This window comes from Microbacterium xerophyticum (genome assembly GCF_053543555.1).
The window spans coordinates 159,283-177,604 of record NZ_JBLVOB010000004.1; the positions used below are offsets into that span (position 1 = coordinate 159,283).

At 67.7% G+C, this 18,322-nt stretch carries 15 protein-coding genes; 10 read left to right on the top strand and 5 right to left on the bottom strand.

What is annotated here, in order from left to right; genetic code table 11:
• Positions 1 to 45 precede the first annotated feature (45 nt).
• The 10 genes from ACNPNP_RS03370 to ACNPNP_RS03415 all read left to right on the top strand — a co-directional run bounded on the left by ACNPNP_RS03370 (position 46) and on the right by ACNPNP_RS03415 (position 12,287).
• The gene (locus tag ACNPNP_RS03370) at positions 46 to 1,827 is read left to right on the top strand and encodes an alpha-galactosidase (protein WP_448964651.1); all 1,782 of its coding nucleotides are present in this window, start codon (positions 46 to 48) and stop codon (positions 1,825 to 1,827) included.
• Positions 1,824 to 2,438 carry an MBL fold metallo-hydrolase gene (locus ACNPNP_RS03375; RefSeq protein WP_448964652.1) on the top strand — a complete coding sequence of 205 codons (615 nt, stop codon included), beginning with the start codon at positions 1,824 to 1,826 and terminating at the stop codon, positions 2,436 to 2,438. The genes ACNPNP_RS03370 and ACNPNP_RS03375 overlap by 4 nt, the downstream gene beginning before the upstream one ends.
• Entirely contained in the window at positions 2,404 to 3,669 is a 1,266-nt protein-coding gene (locus ACNPNP_RS03380) for an MBL fold metallo-hydrolase (protein WP_448964653.1), read from the top strand. Before ACNPNP_RS03375 ends, ACNPNP_RS03380 begins: the two co-directional genes overlap by 35 nt.
• A complete protein-coding gene (locus ACNPNP_RS03385; protein WP_448964654.1) occupies positions 3,666 to 4,694 on the top strand; it encodes a LacI family DNA-binding transcriptional regulator in 1,029 nt (342 codons plus the stop codon). The genes ACNPNP_RS03380 and ACNPNP_RS03385 overlap by 4 nt, the downstream gene beginning before the upstream one ends.
• A 28-nt stretch (positions 4,695 to 4,722) precedes the next feature.
• Positions 4,723 to 5,436 carry a phosphotransferase family protein gene (locus ACNPNP_RS03390; protein WP_448964655.1) on the top strand — a complete coding sequence of 238 codons (714 nt, stop codon included), beginning with the start codon at positions 4,723 to 4,725 and terminating at the stop codon, positions 5,434 to 5,436.
• Positions 5,437 to 5,525: 89 nt separating this feature from the next.
• Positions 5,526 to 6,488 (top strand): ROK family protein, encoded by a 963-nt coding sequence (locus tag ACNPNP_RS03395; protein WP_448964656.1) that lies wholly within the window; start codon positions 5,526 to 5,528, stop codon positions 6,486 to 6,488.
• The gene (locus ACNPNP_RS03400; protein WP_448964657.1) at positions 6,481 to 7,059 is read left to right on the top strand and encodes a D-sedoheptulose-7-phosphate isomerase; all 579 of its coding nucleotides are present in this window, start codon (positions 6,481 to 6,483) and stop codon (positions 7,057 to 7,059) included. Before ACNPNP_RS03395 ends, ACNPNP_RS03400 begins: the two co-directional genes overlap by 8 nt.
• Positions 7,056 to 9,650 (top strand): alpha-mannosidase, encoded by a 2,595-nt coding sequence (locus ACNPNP_RS03405; RefSeq protein ID WP_448964658.1) that lies wholly within the window; start codon positions 7,056 to 7,058, stop codon positions 9,648 to 9,650. The genes ACNPNP_RS03400 and ACNPNP_RS03405 overlap by 4 nt, the downstream gene beginning before the upstream one ends.
• The gene (locus ACNPNP_RS03410) at positions 9,647 to 11,512 is read left to right on the top strand and encodes a beta-L-arabinofuranosidase domain-containing protein (RefSeq protein ID WP_448964659.1); all 1,866 of its coding nucleotides are present in this window, start codon (positions 9,647 to 9,649) and stop codon (positions 11,510 to 11,512) included. Before ACNPNP_RS03405 ends, ACNPNP_RS03410 begins: the two co-directional genes overlap by 4 nt.
• 79 nt (positions 11,513 to 11,591) lie before the next feature.
• The gene (locus ACNPNP_RS03415) at positions 11,592 to 12,287 is read left to right on the top strand and encodes an alpha/beta fold hydrolase (protein ID WP_448964660.1); all 696 of its coding nucleotides are present in this window, start codon (positions 11,592 to 11,594) and stop codon (positions 12,285 to 12,287) included.
• Positions 12,288 to 12,311: 24 nt separating this feature from the next.
• Here the strand turns inward: ACNPNP_RS03415 and ACNPNP_RS03420 are convergent, their stop codons facing one another.
• The 5 genes from ACNPNP_RS03420 to ACNPNP_RS03440 all read right to left on the bottom strand — a co-directional run bounded on the left by ACNPNP_RS03420 (position 12,312) and on the right by ACNPNP_RS03440 (position 18,275).
• The gene (locus ACNPNP_RS03420) at positions 12,312 to 13,346 is read right to left on the bottom strand and encodes a Gfo/Idh/MocA family protein (protein WP_448964661.1); all 1,035 of its coding nucleotides are present in this window, start codon (positions 13,344 to 13,346) and stop codon (positions 12,312 to 12,314) included.
• Positions 13,343 to 14,344, bottom strand: a complete 1,002-nt coding sequence (locus ACNPNP_RS03425) for a Gfo/Idh/MocA family protein (RefSeq protein ID WP_448964662.1) — start codon at positions 14,342 to 14,344, stop codon at positions 13,343 to 13,345. The genes ACNPNP_RS03420 and ACNPNP_RS03425 overlap by 4 nt, the downstream gene beginning before the upstream one ends.
• Positions 14,345 to 14,514: 170 nt before the next feature.
• Complete coding sequence (locus ACNPNP_RS03430) at positions 14,515 to 15,927, bottom strand: exo-alpha-sialidase (protein WP_448964663.1); 1,413 nt, start codon at positions 15,925 to 15,927, stop codon at positions 14,515 to 14,517.
• 145 nt (positions 15,928 to 16,072) lie between these two features.
• Complete coding sequence (locus ACNPNP_RS03435) at positions 16,073 to 16,939, bottom strand: dihydrodipicolinate synthase family protein (protein WP_448964664.1); 867 nt, start codon at positions 16,937 to 16,939, stop codon at positions 16,073 to 16,075.
• A gap of 76 nt (positions 16,940 to 17,015) precedes the next feature.
• Positions 17,016 to 18,275 (bottom strand): ABC transporter substrate-binding protein, encoded by a 1,260-nt coding sequence (locus tag ACNPNP_RS03440; protein WP_448964665.1) that lies wholly within the window; start codon positions 18,273 to 18,275, stop codon positions 17,016 to 17,018.
• Between the last annotated feature and the right edge of the window lie 47 nt (positions 18,276 to 18,322).

Consider the following 18,322-nt stretch of genomic DNA (forward strand, 5'->3'; position numbering starts at 1 on the left):
GGCACGCTACTCGATCCTGGGAACGTTGTCATATAACCTGGAGACATGAGTTCTGCTCCCTCGCTGACGAGCGATCCTGATCGACCCACGATCAAGGGGGCGACCTACTCCCTCTCCTGGCGAACCGGACCGAACGGGATCACCCGCTCCCCCTACTTCGAATTCGCCGGCGCCGACGGCGACCGGTGGATGCGGTTGAGCGCGCTGTCGAGCGCACACACGCGTACCGCGCACGACGAGGCCATGCAGATCGCTGAGCCGCAGGTGCGCACCGAGCCGAATGCGATCGTCGTCAGTGTGCACACGGAATCACCGGTCTGGCAGGAGCATGCTCTCGAACTGCGCTGCACGGCAGACTCGGTCGAGATCACCATGATCGTCACGGGTAGCGGCGAACTCACCGACGTCACGATCCTCGGCGGCGACGGCATACTGCCGACCGGCGCGAGCGGCACCTTCCGATCCGGTTTCGATGCGCGCTCCCTCTATGTGCCGAGCCCGACCGAACCCGTCGCCTTCGTGCGCCCGATCTGGTCGGCCGCATCGCTCGGGGTGGTGGGCGACGCCGACCCCGGCCGGCTGAACGGCATCTTCTCCCCGCCGCCCCTTCTGCTGGCGTTCGGCCGCGCACCCGCCACCGATGCGTTCGCCCCCGGCGAAGGCCCCTGGCTCGCTGCGTGGCTGCGCGCGCCAGTGGAACAGCTGCGATTCACCACCATGCGCTTCGATCCGGTCGACGACGGCGCACTGCTGCGCCTGGCGTTCGAGGGCCACACCCCCGTCAGCGGCACATGGCGCTCGCCGACCGTCGTGCTGCGGCCGGTCGATGCACCCGCCGCCGCGTTGGCCGACTACCGCGCCGACCTCGTCGACACCGGATGCGCACCCGCCTCGACGAAGCAGGTGCGACCGTGGTGGCTCGAACCGATCTTCTGCGGTTGGGGTGCGCAGGTCGCCCGCGGTGGTGCGCCGGCACCGGACCTGTGCCGGCAGGAGATCTACGACGAGTTCCTCGGCACCCTCCAGGCCGCATCACTCGATCCAGGGACCATCGTCATCGATGACCGCTGGCAGAAGCACTACGGCACGGCGGAGCCGGACACCGACGCCTGGCCGGACATGCGCGGCTGGATCGCCAAGCAGCATGCAGAGGGACGCCGCGTGCTGCTGTGGTGGAAGGCGTGGGATCCGGCCGGTCTTCCCGTCGATGAATGCGTGACGGATGCCGCCGGCCGGCCTGTCGCGGTCGACCCAGGGAGCCCCGCCTACCTGGCGCGGCTCGACGCGGTCGTCGAACGACTGCTGTCGGCCGACGGGCTCGACGCCGACGGTTTCAAGGTCGACTTCACGCAGCGCACCCCGAGCGGCACAATGCTGCACTCCGCTCCCGACAGCGACGGCGTCTGGGGCATCGCCGCACTGCACCGGCTCGTCGGGCGTCTACATGCGACGGCGACCGGCATCAAGGATGACGCACTCATCATCACGCACACCGTGCATCCGGCGTTCGGCGGCATCTCCGACATGATCCGCACCAACGACGTGCTCGAGCACGACACCGCCGGTGAGCCGGTGTCGGTCGCCGCCCAGCTGCGCGCGCGGCACGAGATCGTCGCGGCGACGCTTCCGGAGCATCCGGTCGACACGGACCAGTGGCCGATGCCGAACCGTGAAGAGTGGCTCGATTACGCCAGGTCGCAGGGGCAGTACGGTGTTCCTGCGCTCTACTACCTGGAGCGCGTCGGCGAAGGCGACGAGCCGATCGACATCGAGCATCTCGCCGAAGTGGGGCGGCTGTGGGATCGGTATCGGGAGACGCTGAGATGACGGCGACGGAGATCGCACGGGGTGTGTGGCGGATCGCCGACACCTGTCAGGTGTATCTCATCGTCGATCCAGACGACCCGGGAGACGAGCGCGACGCCGTGGCCATCGACTTCGGTTCCGGCCTCGCGCTCGAGCACCTCGACGATCTCCGCATCCGCCGCATCACCGATGTGCTCATGACGCACCATCATCGCGACCAGGGCCAGGGGCTCCCCCTGGCAGTCGAGCACGGAGCGCGCATCCACGTCCCACCGGTGGAGCGCGAACTGTTCGACCACGTCGAGACGATGTGGGAGGGGCGCCCGCTCGACAACGACTACAACCTGCGCCAGGACCGCTTCTCACTGCTCAGCTCGGTGCCCGTGCACGCCGTCGTACCCGAGTACCGCGAGCTCAGCGTCGCCGCCGTCAGCGTGCATGTCCTCCCCACTCCCGGTCACACGATCGGCTCCGTGAGTTATCTACTCGCACGCGACGGCGATGTCATCGCGTTCACCGGAGACCTCATCTACGCCCCAGGCAAGGTGTGGTCGCTCGCGGCGACGCAGTGGCGTACACGCAGAACGAGGGCCGGGGATGACCGTGCTCAGTGCGCGGATGCTGGCACGTGAAGGCGTCACCCGACTCGCCCCTTCGCACGGCGACGTGATGGAAGACGCACCGGCAGCGCTCGAGCAGCTTGCCGACACGATGCAGGAGTACGTCGACTCCCGGCGCTCCTACCCTTGGGATCTACTCGCACGTCTGGACGACCCGTACGTCGCACTCTCGCCCCACCTGCTCATGAATCGCACGTCGATGTCGTGCTCCTACGTCGTGCTGTCCGAGACGGGTGAGGCCCTGATCATCGACTACGGATACGACATGACGACCGGCCTCGTCCCCAGCCAGGAGCGCGCAGCCCGCCGGCCCTGGCTCGCCTCACTGCCCGCCCTTCGTCGCAACCACGGCGTGACGCGCATCACCGTCGCCCTTCCGACCCACTATCACGACGACCACATCGCCGGCATGCCGCTGCTGCGCGACGTCGAGGGCACCGAGCTGTGGATCCCCGAGAACGTGGCGCCGACCATGGCCGACCCGTGGCTCGAAGATCTGCCGTGCCAGTGGTACGACCCGATCTCCGCCGACCGGGTGCTGCCGCTCGATGAACCCTTCACCTGGAACGAGTACACGTTCACCGCCCATGCGCAGCCGGGGCACACGCTCTACGCCGTGGCGTACTCGCTGGAGATCGACGACCTCGTCGTCGTCTTCACCGGCGACCAGCAGGAGGGCCTGGGGGGTCGCGACGGCCGTCGGGACATCATGAACTATCAGTACCGCAACCTGTTCCGCCTGGGCGACTACTCCCGAAGCGCCGCGCTGTACCGCCGCCTCGGGCCGGGCCTGATGGCGAGTGGCCACTGGGAGCCGCGTTGGGCGGACGCGGCGTACCTCGACTATCTCGACGAGTCGGGGCGACTCGTCGATGATCTGCACGAGCGACTGCTGCCGCTCGAGGAGGTCTCGATAGGCCCGGACGGACAGGCGGCGCGCATCACGCCCTACCGCGGAGAAGCTGTGGTCGGCACCGAGACGGAATACTCGGTGCGTGTGCGCAACCCGCTCGGCGAGCGCGCAGCGACCAGGGTCCGGATGGTGTTGCCGGTAGGCTGGCGCTCGTCCCGGTCCGAGATCGATCTCGACCTCGGACCCAGCGAGGAGGCATCCGTGCAACTTACCGTGACACCGTCCTCGGCGGGCAGGCGGCAGCGCGTCGCGATCGACGTCACGATCGGATCGCTGCGTCTCGGCCAGCACGCGGAAGCCCTGCTCGACGTTCGGGACGCCCACGCATGAGCGAGCAGCGACGTCAGCCGGTGGTGCGCCCGACCATCAGAGAGGTCGCCTCTGCGGCCGGCGTCTCGCGGTCCACCGCGTCACGTGCGCTCTCCGGCAACGGCTACGCGGCGCCTGAGGTGCGCGAGCGCGTGCAAGCCGTCGCGAAGGAGATCGGCTACGTCGTCGATGTGACCGCGCGCAGCCTCAAACAGCGCACCAGCCGCTCGGTCGGGCTGCTCGTCTCGGACCTGCGCAACGTCTTCTACGCGGAGCTCGCCTCAGGCATCGGTGAGGAAGCGCGGGCGCACGGGCGCACCGTGGTGCTCGTCGATCTCCGGGGAGACGAGAAGGATGAGCTCGCCGCCGCCGAGACGCTCGTCGGCTCGCGAGTCTCAGGTGTCATCGCCACTCCCGTCACCGCTCAGCTCAGCGAATACCTCGGCAGGATCGGCGTGCCGCTGATCGAGGTCGACCGGCGCTTCGACGCCGAGGCGACCGACGCGGTCGTCGTCGACAACCGCGCCGCGGCGCGCGACACGACCACGAGACTGCTCAAGGCAGGCCACCAGCGCATCGCGCTGTTGATCGACGAGACCGAGTGGACGACCGGTGAAGAGCGCCAGCGCGGCTACATCGACGCCTTCGAGGCGCGGAAGGTACGTCTCGACGAGTCGCTCATCGTGCAGGCCGGATGGGATGCCGACGAGGCCAAGGATGCCGCACTGCGGATCCTCTCCCGACCCGACCGACCCACGGCGGTCTTCGCCGCGAACAACGTGCTCGCCGAGGGATCCTGGCGCGCGGCATCCGAACTCGGACTTCGCATCCCCGAAGACGTGAGTATCGCGGGCTTCGACGAGGCCCCGTGGATGAGCATGGTCCATCCCGGCGTCTCCACCAGGGTGCAGGATCCAGGCGCGCTCGGCGCCGCCGCACTTCGTGCGCTGCTCGAACGCATCGAGTCGCCGCACGCCCCGGTGCGCACGATCGTGATGCCCACCGTGTTCGTCGATCGCGGTTCGATCGCGGCTCCCCTGGACTGACCCGGCGGCGCCCGTGCAGACTGGACGGATGTTGCAGGGAGCGGGCGGTCACGTCCGTCTGGTGAAGCACGGCGGACGCAGCCTCGTCGAGAAGCGGATATCTGACCCGGTGCGTCACGACGCCGAGGTGCTGGCCATGACTTCTCTCGCAGGCACTGATCTTCCGGTTCCCGAGCTGGTGAAGGTCGAACCCGGCTCGATTCTCATGACGTTGATGCCCGGTGAGCGGCTGGACAGCATGGATGCCGACACCCGGCTCGACAGGCTGCGTGCCTCTGTGACGCTGCTGCGCCGCCTGCACGAGGTGCTGCCTCCGCACGGATTGCCGCCCGCACCCGATGACGAAGCGATCGTTCGTCACTACCGGGATGCCGGTGGCCCGCCGCTGCCGCTGGCGATCCCCGAAGCTCACGAACCCGTCTTCTGTCACGGAGACTGGACAGACGGCAATGTCCTCGCGATCGATCGCACGATCACGGCCGTGATCGACTGGGAGGCCGCGCACTTCGGCGATCCGATCCGAGAAGTGTCGCGCGCGGCGTGGGGTGCGGCGCGTAAGGACCCGCGCTCGTTCGAGATCATCGTCGATGCGTACGGGATCGAGCTCGCGACCGCGGCGGCTTGGGTGCCGATCCATGCGGCCGAACTCTGGCTTTGGTTCGCGGAGGCCGGACCACCCGAGTACCTCGAGCAACTCACGGCAGACCTGAAGAACTGGCCTCTCCCGCACGAAAACCCCTGATCGGCTGTTGCGACGATTCGTCGCGTTGCTATGATGTGGGAACGATGTCACATTGTGCGCAGAACATGTCGCACAGGCCGGAGGAATGAATGGCAACCAGGCGGGGCGTGCTCGCGCTCGATATCGGCGGGACCAAGCTCGCCGTGGCGATGGTGACTCCTGACGGTCGCACCCACGCCTTCCTCTCAGAGCCGACTGAGAAGCACCGAGGACCGGATGCAGTCATAACGCACCTGTTCGACATGGGAAGGCGCAGCATCGCGGATGCCGGCCTTGGAGAGCCGCTCGCCGTCGGCATCAGCTGCGGCGGTCCGCTCGATGCGGCCGCCGGAGTGCTCACCCACCCGCTGCACCTGCCCGGCTGGATCGACATCCCGATCGTCGCGATGGCCCAGCACGAGTTCGGAGTGCCGACCGTCGTGGAGAACGACGCGACGGCCGCTGTGCTCGGCGAACACCGCTTCGGCGCGGCGCAAGGCGCCGACATCGCCCTGTACCTCACGCTCTCGACCGGCGTCGGAGGCGGATCGATCATCGACGGCCGGTTGCATCGCGGCGCCGCGGGCAACGGCGGCGAGTTCGGCCACATCACCGTTCGGCCCGGCGGTCGCGACTGCCTGTGCGGCCGCCGCGGCTGCCTCGAGGCCTACGCCTCCGGCAGCTCCATCGCTGCACGCGCCGCTGCCCTGCTCGCGGCATCCGATCGCGACTCATCGCTGCGCAAGCTGCCGGTGATGCGTGCCGAGCATGTCTCCGCCGCGGCCGCCGCCGGCGATCCGCTCGCCGGTGACCTGTGGAACGAGACCACCGACCTGCTCGGGCAGGCGGTCACCGACCTCGTGAATCTCTTCGAACCGCACGTCGTCGTCCTCGGCGGTGGCGTGACCCGCTCCGGTGCGCAGCTGCTGGATCCTGTGCGCCACATCGTACGCACGACCGCCATGGCGCCGGCAGCACGCGCGACAGTGACCCTCGCCGCCCTCGGCGATGAGGTCTGCGTCGTCGGCGCCGGAGTCCTCGCCCTCGACCTCATGGAGACCACCCGTGTCTGATTGGCTCGACAACCAGCTCACCGCGCACATCCGCACCGCTGAAGGCGCAGAAGCACTGCTCCCGAGAGTTCGCGAGGTGGGCGACATGCTCATCGATGCGTTCGAGCGCGGCGGCACCCTCTACACGTTCGGCAACGGCGGCAGCGCCGCCGACGCTCAGCACTTCACCGGCGAGGTCATCGGGCACTACCGGCGAGACCGGCGACCGCTGCCCGCCGTGACCCTGACGACCGACGCCACGGTGTCGACCTGCATCGCCAACGACTACGCCTTCGAGGAGATCTTCTCTCGTCAGGTGGAGGCTCTCGCTCATCCGGCCGACGTCGTCGCCGCGTTCACCACCTCGGGGCGTTCGGAGAACATCGTCCGCGGGCTCACCGCCGCCCGGGCCAACGGCGCCACCACGCTGCTCTTCGCCGGCGGCGACGGCGGTCCGTCGCTGGACCTGGCAGATCATGCGCTCCTCGCGCCCTCCGATGAGACCCCGCGGATCCAGGAGCTGCACACCTTCCTTCTGCACGCGCTTTCCGAGATCCTGGATGCCTGGGCAGCCGGAGAGGACCTTTCGTGAGCACGCCAGCCAAACGCGCACCGATCGCGAACGCCCCCTCCGGCGCGCAGCCCGGCGACCTCATCCCGGCGGCTCGCCCTGTCGCGACGCCGGATCGCACGCTGCATATGATCGGCAACGCGCACCTCGACCCGGTGTGGCTGTGGCCGTGGCAGGAGGGCTATCAGGAGGCGCGCGCCACCTTCGCGAGCGCACTCGACCGGATGGACGAGTACCCCGACTTCATCTTCACCTGCGATCAGATCGTGCTGCTGTCATGGGTCGAAGAGCAGGATCCGCAGATGTTCGCACGCATCGCCCTGCGCGTCGCCGAGGGTCGCTGGGTCAACGTCGGCGGCTGGTGGGTCGAACCGGACTGCAACATGCCCATGGGCGAGTCGTTCGCGCGCCAGGGCCTCTACGGTCAGCGCTATCTCCATTCCCGGTTCGGGAAAATCTCGACGGTCGGCATGAACGTCGACCCGTTCGGTCACAGCGCGAGTATCCCGCAGATCCTGCAGGGGCACCGGATGGACTCGTACTGCTTCATGCGCCCCGGCCCGCACGAAGGCGATCTCGAGGAGACGCTCTTCCACTGGGAGTCCGCCGACGGCTCCCGGGTGCTCGCCTACCGAATCCCCTTCGAATACTGCAGCCCGCCCGGAGACGTCTCCGGTCAGACCGAGAAAGCTCTCGGCCAGCTGGACCGCACTCTCGGAGAGATGATGGTCTTCTACGGTGTCGGCAACCACGGCGGCGGGCCGACGAAGGCCAACATCGACTCGATCCACCGTTATGACCGGATGGGAACCTTCGGGAGGATGGCGATGTCGTCACCGCGCGTGTACTTCGACGAGATGCTCAGCCGCGGCGAGGGCTTCCTCGACAACCTGGTTGTCCGCCGCGACGACCTGCAGCACCACGCGCCGGGCTGCTACTCGGCGCACTCGGGCATCAAGGCGTGGCAGCGCAGGGCGCAGCACGCTGTGCTCTCCGCCGAGCGCTGGGCTGCGGTCGATGTGGTCCTCGGTGCCGAGGACTACCCGCGCGAGGACCTCGAGCGCGCGTGGAAGCAGATCCTCTTCAACCAGTTCCACGACGTCCTCCCCGGCTCCGCGATCGAGCCCTCATACGACGATGCGCGCGACCAGCTCGGCGAGGCCGTCGCGATCTCGAAGCGCATCATCACCCGCGCGCACAACCGGATCGCGCGCCGGATCGACATCCCGATGGATGCCGCGACGCAGCCGATCGTCGTGTTCAACCCGCATCCGTGGCCAGTCTCCACCGACGTCGATTTTCAGTTCGGCGTGCAGCCGCACGGCGTCAGGGTGGTGGATCACGACGGTGTCGAGGTGTTCTCGCAGGCGACGCAGTCGACCGCGACCACCGGCGACCGCGGTCGCGGCGCTGTCACGTTCCGCGCCGACGTGCCGGCGTTCGGTTATGCGCTGTACCGGCTGCTCCCCGGGCCCGCGATCCCGCAGCCTTCTTCGCTGTCCGTCTCAGCCGACGGCACCGTCATCGAGAACGCGCACCTACGGGTCGAACTCGACCCCCGCACCGGCGATGTCATCTCGTTGCGCGACAAGGCGACCGGACTCGACCCGCTGCACGGCACGAAAGGACAGCCGCGCACGGCAGTCTGCGACGACCCGACCGACACGTGGGGCCACCGTGTGATCTCGTACGCGTGGCCAGGTGCTGCGATGACGCTCGACCGCATCGTGGTGCGCGAGACCGGTCCGCTCCGTTCGCGAGTGCGCGTCGAGCGATCGTGGGGTGCGAGCACGCTCATCGAGGAGTATCTCCTCGACCACGATGCGCGCGAAGTCAGGGTCGAGGTCACGATCGACTGGCGCGAGAAGGCTCATCTGCTCAAGCTCCGCTTCCCGGTCGGGCTCGACAACCCGTCCGCCACCTACGAGATCCCCTACGGCACGATCGAACGGCCGGTCGACGGCGCTGAGGAGCCGGCCCAGTCGTGGGTCGACCTCACCGGAACGGTCGACGGCGCCCCGGCCGGTCTGACCGTGGTGGCCACCACCAAGCACGGCTGGGACGTCTCACCGGCCGGATCCGCCGGACTCGAGACTTCGAGCATCGGCATCACCGCCGTGCGCAGCCCGGTGTACTCGTGGCACGACCCGCGCCTGCTCGACCCCGAGGGGATCTACTCCTTCCAGGACCAGGGCATCCAGCGCTTCAGCCTCGAACTCATCCCGCACGCGGGCGACTGGCGCACCGCGCAACCCACTCGGCGCGCGGCGGTGCTCGGTGCACCGGTGCGCGCACAGCAGGAGTCGTTCCATTCCGGCGACCTTCCGGCGCGCAACAGTTTCGCCGACGACGGATCGGAAGCCGTGATGATCACGGCAGTCAAGGGCAGTGAAGACGTCCCGGATGCCGGCCCGGCCGACATCGTCGTGCGTGCTGTCGAGACCACGGGGCGGGCTGTGAACGCCCGGCTGGAGCTGCCGTTCGTCGACCGCACGATCGAGGGCGAGTTCCGGCCGCACCAGGTGCGCACATTCCGCGTTCCGCTCGATCCGGATGCCGATATCGTCGAGGTCGACCTGCTGGAGTGGCCGTTGGGCGAGCAACCGGCGTGAGCGCTCCCGATCCGGGTCGCCCGCTGGCCGCCGGAATCCTCGAGCCCGAGATCCTGGACGCCGATGCGGCGCTGTTCCGGATCGACGTGCACGCCGACGGCGAGGTCCGCCGCGTCTGCGTACGATACCTGGGCACGAGCCCCATGGCGGCGGCAGTGCGCCTGTCGGTCAGGATCGCGGATGCTGTGGAGCCGTGGTGGCTGATCCCCGGACTGTTCTACGGCGACAACCGGCCGGCCGGGAACGACCGGCCGTATCCGCGGTTCGAAGCGCACCCCGCCTCGGATGCCGACGCGTTCGTCAGCGACGAATGGCACTTCCGCTCCGACCGCGCGGCGACCCCTGTGGCGTTCGTCTGGCCGGATCCTGCACGCCACGGCGTCGCACTGTCTGCACCGCCCGTGACCGCTCTCGGTCTCACCGGTCTCGGCTTCGCCCTGCATGGCGGCGACGCCGTTCTCAGCGTGACCTTCCCGGCCCGCGAGTTCCCCGTCACGTACTACGGCGATGCGGCGCCGCGCGAGCCCGAGGTACTGCATCACGTCTTCGAGGCCGGCGAGACCGTCGAGATCGTCGTGCGCGTGCATGAACTCTCGGACGACCGTCACGACTACGCGCGCGTCCTGCGCGAGTTGCATGCGGCATCCGCGCCGTCCGCTCCGCTTCGCCCGTGGATGGACGTTCCGAGCGCCGCCGCATTGAGTGCGGAAGGTCTGCACCGATGGCACTACGACCCGGATCCCGGGGTGCTGTTGGAGACGGTGGGCTTTGACCGTGAGGTGTCCGGCCGCGACGGCAAGTCCGTCGATCGGCAGGCGATGCACGTCGGGTGGGTCTCCGGTATCCCCTGGGCCTATGCGATGCTGCGCCACGCGGCCCGCACGGAGGACACGGCACTGCGGCAGGCCGCGGAGCGCGTGATCGACTTCTGCACGGCCGAGCTGTCGCCGAGCGGTACGTTCTGGGGCGTCTGGTATCGCGGGAGCGGCTGGACGCAGAGCTGGACTTCGCACCGTCGCGGCCTGCACGGGCGCTCACTCGGCGAGGCGACGCAGTTTCTCGTGCGTGCGGTGGCGCTGACCGAGCGTGACGATTGGCGGCACGCCGCAGCATCCAACCTCGACGCCGTCGTGACGCGTCAGCGCGCAGACGGCAATCTCGGCAGCATCCACCATGCGGAGACAGGCGAGGTCCTGGTGTGGGACGGTTCGGCGGGCCTCGCCTGGGTCGGAGCGCTGGCCGAGGCCGCAGAGTGGGACGAGCGGTATCTTCCCGCGGCCGTGCGCGCAGGCGACTGGTACGCGCGGCTGGTGCTCGACGAGGACCTGCACGGTGCTCCGGAGGACGTCGATCTGGCCGGCACCAGCGAAGACGGCTACGTCGCCGTGATGGCGTATGTGGCGCTCTACGACGCGACCGGCGAATCCCGCTGGCTCGATCTCGCCCGGCGCGCGGCCGAATTCGCGCTGTCGTTCCGCTACACGTACGACGTCGTCTTTCCTGCGACGTCGATGCTCGGGATCTTCGACTTCGGGACTCGAGGTGCCGATCAGGCGTCGCCCTCCAACCAGCACCTGCATGCGTACGGGCTCGTGATGACGCGCGAGATGCTGCGGCTGGCTGAGGTGACGAGTGACGCGCACTTTCGCGAGCGGGCGCTGGAGTCCCTTGCGTGCTTCCGGCAGTTCGTCGCACGCTTCGACGGCGACTTCAACGCGTACCGCGGCATGGTCACCGAGCGCTACTACCAGACCGAGTGCTTCCAGCCGAAGGGCATGCTGCTGACCCTGTCTCATGCCTGGAGCGCAGGCGTGCTGCTGCTCGGCTGCGAGGACGCGATCGCAGCCGGCGAACCGGACTGACGGGAACGCTTCGCTGTCAAGCCCCTCGGCGCGCTTCCTTCTCCTGCGCAGGATGATGATCGACCCCGAAGGAGGCGTGATGGACGTCATTCTGGTGCCCGGCCTGTGGCTCGACAGCTCGTCATGGCAGGAGGTGTCCGACCGACTCAGAAAAGCGGGTCATGTGCCCCACCCTCTGACGCTGCGCGGTCTGACCTCTCGCACCGCCGACCGTTCCGGCGTGATGCTCGCCGACCACGTCGCGCTCATCGTGAACACGATCGACCAGATGGGCGGATCCGCGGCGCTGGTCGGCCACGCCGCGGCGTGTGGCCTGGTTCATGCTGCCGTCAATCGACGCCCCGATCGGGTCGCGCGCGCGTTCCACGTCGGTGGCCTGCCCAGCGCCGACGGCACCTACGTCCTCACCGGCTTCACCGCCGACTCCCACCATGACACAGCCGAGATCGCTCGGCGTTGCGCGGTCGACGACGCGCTCGCGGCGCTGCGCGAGCGCCAGCGCACGGGCGACGGGCAGGGCATCGACACCCCGCAGCGGCTGACGGATGAACGGCGCTTCGACGTACCGGCGACCGTGATCGCCTCGGAGTACACCTCTGATGATGTGCGTCGGTGGATGGCGGAGGCCGGCGATCCGGCCACTGAGCTGACGCGCATCCGCGATGTGACGCTGGTCGATCTGCCTGCGGGCCACTGGCCGCAGTTCGAGTGCAGCGCGGATCTCACCCGCATCATCGTCGACACCTTGGCGGTTGACGCGCGCTCAGCCGCCTGAGCGGCGGCACCCATAGGCGTGGCTTCAGGCGGTGCGCACGCGTGCCGCGTTGTGCACGGCGGTGATCGCCCTGCTCTGGGCCGACTCGTAGGCGGCGAGGATGACGCCGAGCACATCGATCCCCTCGACGTGTGTCTGGATCGGACGGCGTCCCTCGCGCAAGCATTCGGCGAAGTGCGCCACCTCGGCGGCGAACTCGTGCACCGGCTCGAAAGCCACGGTCACCGGCTCCTCACCACGCACTCGAGATACGAGCGTCGTGCCGTCGGAGCTGAGCGAACCCTTCTCACCGACAAGCGAGAACTTCTCGGTGCCGACAGCGGGCTGGTAGGCCCAGCTCGTGGTCACATGGCCGACCACGCCGTTGTCATAGCGCACGAGCACCTGGGCCGAGTCCTCACCTTCCATGAAGTCCAGGCGATGACGCGAGAGCATCGCACCGACCTCGACAGGGGTGCCGTCCGCGAGGTACTGCAGCAGGTAGAGCGGGTGATAGCCGGTGTCGATGAGCTCACCGCCTCCCGCCGTTGCGGCATGAGCACGCCAGCCCATGCTCTCGATCGTGAAGTCGTTGTAGAAGCTGTCGGTCGTGCGCACCTCGTACACGCGGCCGAGCGCCCCGCTGTCCACGAGCTCCTTCGCCGCGGCGACCGCCGGCAGGAACAACTGGTTGTGCGCGCACATGACAGTCACCCCGTTGCGCTCGACCGCCGCTGCGATGGCTGCTGCTTCGTCGAGCGTCAGGCACAGCGGCTTCTCGCAGAGCACATGCAGCCCGGCATCCGCCGCCGCGATCACGGCCTCGGCATGCAGGTGATGCGGAAGGCAGATGTCGACGGCATCCAGCCCGCCAGCCGCGATCATGTCGCGATAGTCCGCGTACACGCGCACATCCGGGTCGTCGCCTCGGCGCTTCTCGGCGTTCTCCGGCACGGGGTCGGCGATGGCCGCGAACACGACGGTCTCGGCGTTGAGCCGGTACCCGGCGACGTGCGCGCCGGCGATGCCTCCCGCCCCGATGAGCCCGATCCGGATTCTGTCCTCAGCGAGGTTCGTCATGCGTGCCCTTTCTGTTCGATGGCGGCCGTGCCGGACGCCGCCGCGGTGTTGGCCGCCACCACGAAACGCGTGAGATCGATCGCGGCCTGATGGTTGTCGGAGGGGTCGTCCCCACCGCGGATCGCATTCACCCAGAGATCGAACGGAGTCGCCGCACCGGAGTCGAGCGGTACAGGCCTCCAGTCGTCGCCGAGCCTTCCGCCCTTCCCGAGCAGCTCTTCACGCCCGAAGCCGAACAGCAGCGAGGCTTCTGTTCCGCGAAGTTCCAGCGCGAAGGCACCGGGGGTCGTGACGAAACTCGCCTCGGCGACGCCCAGAGCGCCGTCGGCATAGCGGGCGACGACCACGGCGTTGTCTTCGACGGCGCGATCGGTGACGTTCCCGTACGAAGCGACGATCGTGCTGGGGCGCGCACCGAGAAAGCGCTGCACGAGGTAGGCGGGGTGGCATCCGAGGTCGGCGAATGCGCCGCCGATCGCAGCGATCGGGTCGGCGAAGCGTTCGGGCAGCCAGCCGCCGAGCCAGCCGTCATGCGCCATGCGCACGCGCGCGTACGTCACGTCGCCGAGTGCGCCGTCATCGATCAGAGCGGATGCTGTCGTGATCAGCGGTTCGGAGAGCCTCGGTAACGAGACGACGAGTGCGACACCGTTTGCGCGGGCGGCGGCGACGAGCTCCTCCGACTCGGCTACGGTCGGGGCGAGCATCTTCTCCGTGAAGACGTGCTTGCCCGCAGCGATGGCCCGCCCGATCACGTCGGTGTGTTCGTTGGTCGCGGTCGTCACGGTGATGGCGTCGACATCCGGATGGGCCAGAAGCACATCGAGGCTGTCCGCCTGCTCCATCCCCCAGTGCTTCGCGCCGTCACCGCCCCGGTCACGGTCCTCGTCCCACGTGGCGACGAGTCTCGTACCGGGATGCTCGCTGACCTCGCGCGCGTAGTCTTTGGCGTGAACATGCCAGAAGCCGGCGACTCCGACGCCGATGGTGTCAGTCAAACCTGCACTCCTTCGTGTGTCTGCGCCGCTCGCACGCACATCGAACTGCAGGTGCGACCGGGTGGATTGTGGCAACGTTACCACATACTCCGCGGCCATCGGCAGTACGGTCAGTCGCGAGCACTGCGCAGCCCGGCGTCCTCAGCAGGGAGCCGGGCCGCACGTCGTGGTCAGCGCTGCTTGCCAGTCACCGTCACCCAGTCCGAGGGTGCGGATCTCTCACCGGAGCCGTACGCATTGACGGCGGTCACCGTCACGCTGTAACGCCCCGGACGCACCCCTGAAAGTGTCGTGGACATCGCCTCACCGGCGACTTCGACCGTCGCCGTCTGCCCGGATCGAGCGGTCGCCTCGATCACGTAGCCGATGACTCCCGCATCCCCGGAGTCTGACGGTGCTGCCCAGTTGACGGTGAGCGATCGCGCACTCGCATCGGCTGAGGGTCGTTCCGGTGCACCCGGCACATCACGCATCGAGAGGTCCTCGATCGGCACGCGCGTGTACTCGACGTCCTCCTTGTTCGTGCCATACGAAACGTAGAGGAACTCACCCCAGACGACGCTCTTCTGATAGCTGTATCCGAGGTTCTTGGACTTCCCCTCGTACCGCAACGGCTGGAGGTCGTTCGAGTCCCGCAGCACGAAGCCATCGGTGAAGGTCTCTCCATCAGCGCTCAGCACTATCACCAGCGGGTGACGTGTCTTCGTGCCGGTCAGGCTTCCCACCAGATATGCCGTGCCGTCCGGAAGGTTCCCCGCGCTCTGCTTGGTGCGGGAATCAGGAATGTCCGTCACGACCGACTGCGACCACGTTTCGCCGTCGTCCGCGCTGACCGCTGCCAGCTTGAACATGCTGCTTCCACCCTGATCGCGAAACGTCATCACGACGTCGCCGTCTTCCCGAACATGCCAGCTCGGTTCGAGCTCTCGGGACATCTCGTCAGGGAGGTACTCCTGATTCTCGAATTCACCCTGTGTCCATCCCGTCACACCGAGCGGGTCGTCCGTGTAGTAGGGCTTGACCTGCAGCCCTGGCTGGACGTGGAACGCGGTGAGGACGCGACCGCTCGGCAGCGATTTCACATCCTGCTCGATGATCCCAAGAACCGGGTCGCCGTTCTGGTCGGTGACGTGTGCCGGCTCTGTCCAATTGACGCCGTCCGTGCTCGACACGTACAGCGTGTACCCGCCGCGAGGCGACAGGTCGGCTGGCCACACGTTGAGGTAGGCGACGAGTGTCTCGCCGTCGGTCCACCAGCCGCCGTTCGAGGTGTACCCGTCCGTCCTCGGCGCAGTCAGATCGATCGGATCCGACCACTTCTCTCCATTGTGGTCGCTGACGCTGTACCGGACGATGGTCTCTGGCGCGTCCTCGTCGCGCTCGGAACTCTGCCACTGCGCATACAGCCTGCCCTTGAAAGGCATCAGCACAGTACCGTGGTTGAACTTCAGATCGTCATCGCCGGGCGAGAAGACGGTGATGGTCTCGGCATTCTCGGCCTGCGGCAGCCCGAGGGCATTGAGGTCGCTCGTGTCGATGAGACCGTCGATGACCGCGACGGGAGGTTCCTCCACATCGGCCATGGCCGGACCCGCCGCAAATGCAGCGACCAGCACGGCCGCGCCGAATAGAGCGCCGGCAGCGATGGATCGCCGCCGGAATGGGACTACTGAGTGCAACATTGCTTCTCCTTCGTCTCGCGGCGCCGCGTTGAGCGGACACCGCTTTTCAGTGGAATCGCGGTATCGCGCGTTCCAACCGCGCGAGTACCGCAGCATCCGGTTCGGGGATCGGCATGCGCCGCCCGCCGACCGGACGCCCGGCGAGTCGGTGGACGGAGCGCATCCGCGCGGGGGATCCGTTCACCGCCTCGACGACTTCGTTGATGTCCGCCTGAAGTTCGGTCACGCGTCTCTCGTCACTGACGATCAGCGCTTCGCGCATCTCGGTGAACGGACGCGCGAATGCTGACGCCACGCCAGAGATCACACCGTCGGCGCCCGCATGGCCGGCCCGGGCAAAGTCGCCGTCAGAGCCGGTGTAGATGCGAAACCCCTCAGGAAGCCGATTGCGGAACGATGAGATGAGGTCGAGCGATTCCCCGCTGACCTTTACCCCGACGACACCGGTCAGCTCGGCAAGCCGGACGATGAGCTCCTCATCGACCGGGATGCCGGTTCGCGCTTCGAACATGTAGACGTAGACATCGAGTCCTGCCGCTTCGTCAACCACTTCGCTGAAGAAGTCGAAGACCTCTTCAGGCGGCGCGGGGAGGTAGTACGGCGTGAGCACCGCAATCTCCGTCGCCCCCGCATCGCGTGCACCGCTGACCAACTGCGACACCTCGTACCGGCTCGCAGCCCCGACGTGCACAATCACGCGCATGCCTCGCAGTATTTCGACAGACAGCGCCGCTACATCATTGCGCTCCTGTATCGAAAGCGCCGGGAACTCTCCGGTGGTGCCGAGGACGAGCGCCCCCTGCACCCCCGATCCTGCGACGTACTCGAGTATCGCCCGACTGCCGGCGAGGTCGAGCGCGCCGCTCTCGTCGAAGGCGAGGGGGACGGCGGTGATGATGTCGTGCGATGGCATGCGTGAGTGTTTCTTTTCGAGAAGCGGCAAGTGGAAGCTCTGGGGCGGCATGGCAGCCGCCCCAGAGCAGGCTGGATCAGCCCGTGAAGGCCTCGTCCATCGACCGCAGCACATCGTCACGGCCGGCCTGGTCCGAGAAGAGTTGCTGCACCCCGATGAACAACGCCGACTGCGCCTTGGCGTTCGGCCACCCCTGATCAGGCATCGGGGCTGTTCGGCCGTCGGCGATCACATCGGCGGCGGACTGCATGACGGAGTCGAGCTCGACCTCGGCGGTGGTCAGAGCCGGGATGCCGGGCGCCGCTTCGAACCAGACGGCGGTAGCCTCGGGGCTCGCGAGCCAGTCCACGAAGTCGAGGGCGTTGACGCTGTTCTTCGCGCCCTCGTTCACGGCGAAGCTCACGCCGATACCCCGCGGGATCGACGGCTCACCGGAGTCGTCACCGGGCAACGCGAAGAAACCGAACTCGGTTCCCTCGGGCGCGGTGGAAGCGATCTGGGGGTAGGACGCGAGCACCTGGACGACGCCGACGGCCTCACCGGAGTTGACGAGGTCATAGGACGCCGTCACGTCGGTGCCGAGCGGGTCGTCGTTGAAGCAGCCGCCCTCACTCATCTCGAGATACTTGTCGAGCGCATCTCCCCACCCCGAGCCGTCGAAGGTGTCGGAGCCATCGGTCAATTGCTCGTCGAAGTCGGGGTCGTCGCCGTAGACGGTCGAGGCGACCAATGCGTACGGGATGAGCTGGGTCACCCAGTCGGTCTGGATTCCGAGGGCGAAGGCGACCTTTCCTGCATCCTTGACGTCCGCGCAATAACTGAGCAGATCGCTGTAGGTCGTCGGAACCTCGAGCCCCAGTTCGGCGAGTGTGGCGGTGTTGTAGATCGTTCCGACAGCGTCGAGTTTGGATGGCAGTCCGTACGTCTTGCCGTCGATCTGAAGCGTCTCGGCGGTGCCCGGGTCGACATCGCCGACCCATTCCCGATCGGAGAGGTCGGCGAGGTAGCCTGCTCCCTGGAGCACGTCGATGGCGCCGGGGTTGCCTCCACCCGCCCAGACCGTGAAAACGTCCGGGGCAGTGCCGCTGGAAAGCTGCGTGCGGATCGTCGTCTGGAACTGCGAGGTGTCGGCGACCGTCAGATTGACGTCGATGCCGGTCTTCTCCTTGTACGCCTCGACCACCGCCTCCATCGGGCCCTGGTTGTTCGAGGTCGTGGCGATCGTGAGTGAATCGGTCGGCTCGTTGGACGGCGTCTGCTCTGACGATGAGCACGCCGACAGGCCAAGGCCTGCGACGGCCACACCGGCGACGACGGCGATGTAACGCGATTTCATGGTGACTAGACTCCAATGCAGGAAGGGGGCGTGAGCCCCCGGTAACG